Annotated in this window: 7 protein-coding genes and 1 pseudogene; 6 read left to right on the forward strand and 2 right to left on the reverse strand. The window is 56.0% G+C overall.

The window, feature by feature from the left end; all coding sequences use genetic code 11:
• From AAAB16_RS19360 to AAAB16_RS19375, 4 genes are all read left to right on the forward strand, one after another.
• Positions 1-1252, forward strand: a 1252-nt coding sequence (locus AAAB16_RS19360; RefSeq protein ID WP_369335449.1) for a spermidine synthase, incomplete at its 5' end; no start/stop codon positions are given.
• Between the two features lie 103 nt (positions 1253-1355).
• Positions 1356-1991 (forward strand): hypothetical protein, encoded by a 636-nt coding sequence (locus tag AAAB16_RS19365; RefSeq protein WP_340664798.1) that lies wholly within the window; start codon positions 1356-1358, stop codon positions 1989-1991.
• A 46-nt stretch (positions 1992-2037) separates the two neighbouring features.
• A complete protein-coding gene (locus AAAB16_RS19370; RefSeq protein ID WP_340664799.1) occupies positions 2038-2535 on the forward strand; it encodes a hypothetical protein in 498 nt (165 codons plus the stop codon).
• A 6-nt stretch (positions 2536-2541) separates the two neighbouring features.
• A complete protein-coding gene (locus tag AAAB16_RS19375; protein ID WP_340664800.1) occupies positions 2542-3048 on the forward strand; it encodes a hypothetical protein in 507 nt (168 codons plus the stop codon).
• A gap of 262 nt (positions 3049-3310) precedes the next feature.
• On the opposite strand, the gene AAAB16_RS19380 is transcribed toward AAAB16_RS19375, so the two are convergent.
• Positions 3311-3550, reverse strand: a complete 240-nt coding sequence (locus tag AAAB16_RS19380; protein WP_340664801.1) for a DUF3077 domain-containing protein — start codon at positions 3548-3550, stop codon at positions 3311-3313.
• A 303-nt stretch (positions 3551-3853) separates the two neighbouring features.
• Positions 3854-4321, reverse strand: coding sequence for an MEKHLA domain-containing protein (locus AAAB16_RS19385; RefSeq protein WP_340664802.1), 468 nt, complete (start codon positions 4319-4321; stop codon positions 3854-3856).
• Between the two features lie 604 nt (positions 4322-4925).
• On the opposite strand from AAAB16_RS19385, the gene AAAB16_RS19390 reads away from it, so the two are divergent.
• Positions 4926-5138, forward strand: coding sequence for a hypothetical protein (locus AAAB16_RS19390; RefSeq protein ID WP_340664803.1), 213 nt, complete (start codon positions 4926-4928; stop codon positions 5136-5138).
• A gap of 26 nt (positions 5139-5164) precedes the next feature.
• Positions 5165-5352: pseudogene (locus tag AAAB16_RS19395) on the forward strand (deoxycytidylate deaminase); the annotation flags it as partial.

The following is a 5352-nucleotide window of genomic DNA, read 5'->3' on the forward strand; positions in this document are numbered from 1 at the left end:
GGCCGCCTTGATCGGCCTGGTGGCGGTAAGCTTTGGCGAACAGGTCAGCAACCGCCTACGCAACGCCGTGCTGGCGGTGGCCTTGCTGTCGGTTGGCGTCGGCCTGTTCACCCCACCGCAAACCCTGGCCGAACTGCTACCCGGCGCGCAAAAAGGCAGCCTGGCGTTTTACGAAGAAGGGCGTGGCGGCACGGTCGCGGTGGTCACCCAGGGCAACCGGCAACAACGCTTTAACCGCCTGTATATCCAAGGCGTGTCCAACACCGGCGACGCCATGCCCTCGCTGCGCTACATGCGCCTGCAAGCGCTGCTACCGCTGCTTATCCACAGCGGTGAAGCGCGTTCGGCGTTGGTAATCGGCTTTGGCACCGGCATCACCGCCGGCGCCCTGCTGCAATACCCCGGCCTGGAAAAACCCGTGGTCGCCGAACTGCTGCCCGCCGTTATCACCGCCGCGCCGCTGTTCAAAGGCAACTTCAACGCCGCCAGCGACCCGCGCCTGGACATCCGCCTGCGCGACGGCCGCCGCGAACTGCTGCGAAACCCCGACACCTACGACCTCATCACCCTCGAACCGCCGCCGCCGTCCGCCGCTGGCGTGGTCAACCTGTACTCGCGCGACTTCTACCAACTCGCCGCCAGCCGCCTTAACAGGCAAGGCATCGTCGCCCAATGGCTGCCGCTGCCGACCCAAACCACGGAAGAAAGCCGCGCCCTGGTACAAAGCTTCCTCGACGTATTCCCCCACGCCTCGCTGTGGACCACCGAATTCCACGAAATGCTCTTGGTCGGCTCCCTGCAACCCATGCCCCTGGACGCCGCGCGTATCGCCCAACGCTTCGCCCAACCCGACATCACCAACGCCCTGCGCCAAGTCGGCATCGCCAACGCCGCCGCCCTGCTCGGCACCTGGGTTACCGACCGCGTCGGCCTGCAACGCTTCGCCGGTGACACCCGCGCCGTGACCGACGACTACCCGCGCATCGAATACGCCCCCTGGGTAAAAGCCGACGAAATCACCCGCACCCTGCCTGCCCTACTCGGCAAAACCACCCGCCCGCCCCTACTCAACGCCGACGCCGCCTTCACCAACGCCGTCACCGACCAACAAGAACGCCTGCAAAGCTTCTACGGCGTAGGGCTGCTGGCCTACCAAGGCAAACGCACAGAATGGGAACAGGCGGTAAAAGGCGTGGTGCAGCGCGATGGCGGCAACCCGTATTACCGCTGGTTTTTGGGCTTGGGCATGTGATGGATCGTGCGCGCCTTACTTAAACAATGGCAGGAGCTTGGCAGCGCTTAGGGCGCTCGCCTATTGTGCGGCTCTGCTACCCCTGCATACCAAGGACGGGACCATGCATCTTCGCGCACTACGCCTCACCCGCTGGCGCATTCTCACGCTGCCTCTCCTCGTGCTGCTGGCTTTTTCTGCCCACGCGGACGAGGGCGACTTCCCCGACAATCATCTGGTGGAACCGCCGCTGAGCAGCTACGCAAAAGGCCCGTTAAGCGCCTTTACAGCATTCCGCTTTTCACTGTCGCGCAGCGTTGAAGACGAAGACCTGAGCTACACCCTGATTCTTAAAAATGGCGACCAGCCGCCCAGCGTGACGCTCACCAGTTTTTCCAAAACGGCAAACAAAATTGTCTCGCAGCACCAAATGCCGCTTACTCCCGGCCAGCTGAAAAACCTCCTGAAGGGCGAGCGTATGTCGAACTTTTGGGAACTGCCGAGGAAGTCCGGGCGCACAGGCTTTGATGGGGCAATATGGAAAATGGAAGGCATATCGGGCAAACGAACCAACACAATCGAACGTTGGTCGCCCCTGCCGCCGTATTACAGCTTCGTGCTGGATAGCAAAACCGACACGTTGGTGAAAGATCCAAAGACCCCGCCCGGGAGCGACTTCAAATCCTCTGACGAAGTGGGGCTGGATATGTTTTCGCTGATGATTATTTACCTAAAGCCAGGCTTTGACGGCGCACTGTAAGCGCCGCTGAAGGAGCGAAACAATCTGGAAAACTAGAAGGGAAACCATGCGAATAGAGTACGAAAACAAGTTCCGCGATGTACTGGTGTTCAACACGGTCCATCAATTTAGATCACCCGTGCTGCAAGGCTTTATTCTGTTTTGCACTCTGCTCGCGGTATGGGGTTTTTGGCGTACCCAGGGAATTATCTTCACACTGGTATACGCAGCTTTTCTGTACCTGGTGATCTGGCTAATACAGTCCACTTTCAACTGCCTCTATCTCTACTCACGCAAGAACCATAGCGTACTGACACGGCATGTTATCGAGTTGCAAGATGGCGCGCTGATGGAAGAAACCCCCTACAACAAGTCGTACTTCTTCTGGAACGGCGGGGTCCATAAAGTGGTTGCTCGGGCTAACCGAGTAGCCATTTATATATCGCCCTTTATGGCTCACATCATCCCGCCGGAGGCCTTTTCTTCCAAAGAGCAAAAATTGGAATTTATTAAGATTGTGCGCGAACGGATAAGGCCGCGAACTAATCCCCATGCAGAGAAATAGAATTCAATGAAAAAGCTTGCTGCGACCTTTTTTATGGCGTGGATGTCATTTGCCACTGCCTCTGACGAACGTTTTTCGATGGAAGATCAGGGTAAGTTTTTTATCGAACAGCTCGCCACGGAAATTACCCAAGCCGAACGCATTGTTGTGACCGAGCACTCCAACCGGTTCGACACAGCTGACCCAAACGCTGATCACACGCCAATTATTTACCGCGCCCATACACTCGACACGGCCGAAAAAACTTACTTTTTGAACACCGTTAATGCGCTTGACCCAGAAACCAAGAACGGCTTCGCCGGCTGTATATTCGTCCCACATCACACTATTCAGTTTTATTCCCAAACCCGCCTGACCAGTACCTTAGAAGTTTGTTTCGAGTGCGGAGATATCGACTGGAGTGGGCTCCATCCGACACAGCCTTGGGCGTTAGTAGGTGGAGTTGGCAAACTGATTAACAAAATTGGCTTCGCGACGGAACGGGACTGGAAGTCGCTTGCCACTTCGCGGTAATGCCTGTGTTCAACCCCTTGTGAAGTCTATTAGCGCAAGCGGCCGATCCTAGCTCTTTCTACCTGATCGTAATGATTTGCCTATCAGGGCGAGACACGGAAAAAAGGTATGTACGCGGTTGCGGTATATGCCAGCTAGCTCGCGCGAACTTTTGATCTTGTGTGCTGTGCGCACCAAAGAGATATCGAGGTATGCGCATTGGTGCGCACAGCACACCCTACGAGGCGGCGAACAACGTTGGCGGTTGTTCGCCGCGATGCCGTTAGTGGCGGCAGGCTTTTAGGATGGCTTTGGAAGCTTCTGCCAGGTATTGAATGGCGTTGGCTTCCACGTCGGCATCGGCGATGCCACGGGCGGCGGCGATGGTTTCTACGCAGGCCATCAAGATGCTGGCTTGCTCAAGGGCGTCGTCGATGGGAATGCCGGCGTTTACCGAGAACAGCGGTAAGGCTTCGGTGAGGCCGAAGGGTTGGGTGGTGGTGACGTCTGGTGTTCCTTTCATGGTGATTCTCCTGATCCGTAAGAGACCGCCACCTAGTCGCATCATGCGAAAAAAGGTGGCAGTTGCACGCGGGTTAGTCGACCGGTTGGAACGCAAGGAGAATGCCCGGCACACCCGAAGGTGTCCCACGCGCAACTGCCATAACTGCAGGGCGAAAAATGCCCACGGGATACAGCAGACGGTTTCACATCCCTACATTCCATTTCCGGCGACTAAACCGGATCGCTGAACATTCAGCGATGGCGAACTGTAGGCCGCGGCGATGGGGTAAATCTGTCGGCTGCGGCGGGCAGGGACGAAGGATCAGATGAACTTCCAGCGGCTAAAACTCGCCGCCTGGCCAATCTTCTCGCCTTGTTCATCCAGCACATTCCACACGGCGGCCTGTTCTATGCAGAAACGCTGGCCGTTTTTGGCGATGCGAATGCCCCGGTAGTCGGCGACGTAGCCTTGGCTGTTCACTTGTTCGAGAAAGCGCTGGCGGGCGCTGCGCTCCATGGGTTCGGCGGTGAGGCGCGAGGGGGTGGCGGTGAGTTCTTCCCAGCTGTAGCCCCACAGCGCCAGGGTGGCAGCGTTGCCGTAGTTGAGGATGGGGTCGGGCTGGCTGCCATGGGAGAGCAAGGTGCGCGGTGCGTGGTAGGCGGCTTCGGCCAGTTCCTCGCCTTCAAGGTCCAGCGCGCCGGGGATCAGGTCATGAGCAAACCAGTGACGGTAGCTGGTGAGTATTCGCCGTACTTGCAGGATGGCGGCGGGGGTTTGCCAGGGTTGCATGGTGAGCGCCTTTTTACCGGGTTGGGGCGATCAGGTTCGCGGCGAGGGCGTGTGGAATGAAATAGGAAGGGCGCCAAGCGTGTGCGTATAGCGGCTGAAAGAAATGCTGATGCGGGCTGTGGATAACAGTGAACCTAATCAATGAAGTCTGTATTCCCTCCCCCTTATCACGCGGGGGTTCTAGCCAATGCTAGTTTTCGAGAAAGTCTGTACTGGCCTCGTAAACCCCTCAAAAAGTTTATTAGTCTAGGAATAAAGTCTGTCCAACCGTCAGAAATCCCTATTACAGGTAAGGCATAGCGAGGAGCGCAACCATAGGAGCGTTCCGGTCAGCAGTGAATGGTTCTCCTGAAAACTGCCTAAACCTATTATTGCCAGCAGGTGTCTAGTTGGAGAGGATCGGGCTGCGCAAAAAGGTACTGCTACCCCAATTCGAGTTACTTTTTGACCGCTCATCGACTGGTAGCCGGTCGAAAAGAACAGAAAATCTTAGATAAAAGGCTTTGAAATGGCGCTCCGATAGGTAAATCCGCTTGCGCGTAGCCACGCGACAACTAGAATCGCCGAGAGGGACGCCGTTGCTTTTGCCGTTATGGACAGTAGAATGCGCCGGTTTGCCAGCCATGACTGGATGGTAATGCGAGGGAAATCGATGAAAAATTCAGGCAAGACTGGACTCAGTGAAGCTCCTGCTATCGATGCAAGAAATAGCTCTAATGTCATTCGCGTAGAGCTCTTTCAAGCCAAGAAAAAAGAAGAAGAATACAAAAAAGCTCTTGATAAGGTCCTGTTAAGAGCGCAGAAATCAGACTGGTAGTACCTTCGTTGCGGTAGGGGAAATGGATGTCAAACACTGCAGATGCCAAAAGGCCGTCAGCTCCTGTATCTCAGGGTTCGGACAAGGACATTGTCGACAGAATAAACTCACGGCAATCTGAAGAGATTGTTGTAGCCTTCAGCGGAGCGGTCGGATGTAACTTGTCCGAGGTAGTACGCTCAGTAAATACTTATTTTGAAGAACATGGTTACAC

Source organism: Pseudomonas sp. (assembly GCF_037994325.1).
In the GTDB taxonomy this organism is placed as follows: domain Bacteria; phylum Pseudomonadota; class Gammaproteobacteria; order Pseudomonadales; family Pseudomonadaceae; genus Aquipseudomonas.

Coding starts and splice junctions, on each gene's coding strand:
- AAAB16_RS19365 (WP_340664798.1), top strand. CDS start 1,356: ATGCATCTTCGCGCACTACGCCTCACCCGCTGGCGCATTCTCACGCTG.
- AAAB16_RS19370 (WP_340664799.1), top strand. CDS start 2,038: ATGCGAATAGAGTACGAAAACAAGTTCCGCGATGTACTGGTGTTCAAC.
- AAAB16_RS19375 (WP_340664800.1), top strand. CDS start 2,542: ATGAAAAAGCTTGCTGCGACCTTTTTTATGGCGTGGATGTCATTTGCC.
- AAAB16_RS19380 (WP_340664801.1), bottom strand. CDS start 3,550: ATGAAAGGAACACCAGACGTCACCACCACCCAACCCTTCGGCCTCACC.
- AAAB16_RS19385 (WP_340664802.1), bottom strand. CDS start 4,321: ATGCAACCCTGGCAAACCCCCGCCGCCATCCTGCAAGTACGGCGAATA.
- AAAB16_RS19390 (WP_340664803.1), top strand. CDS start 4,926: ATGCGCCGGTTTGCCAGCCATGACTGGATGGTAATGCGAGGGAAATCG.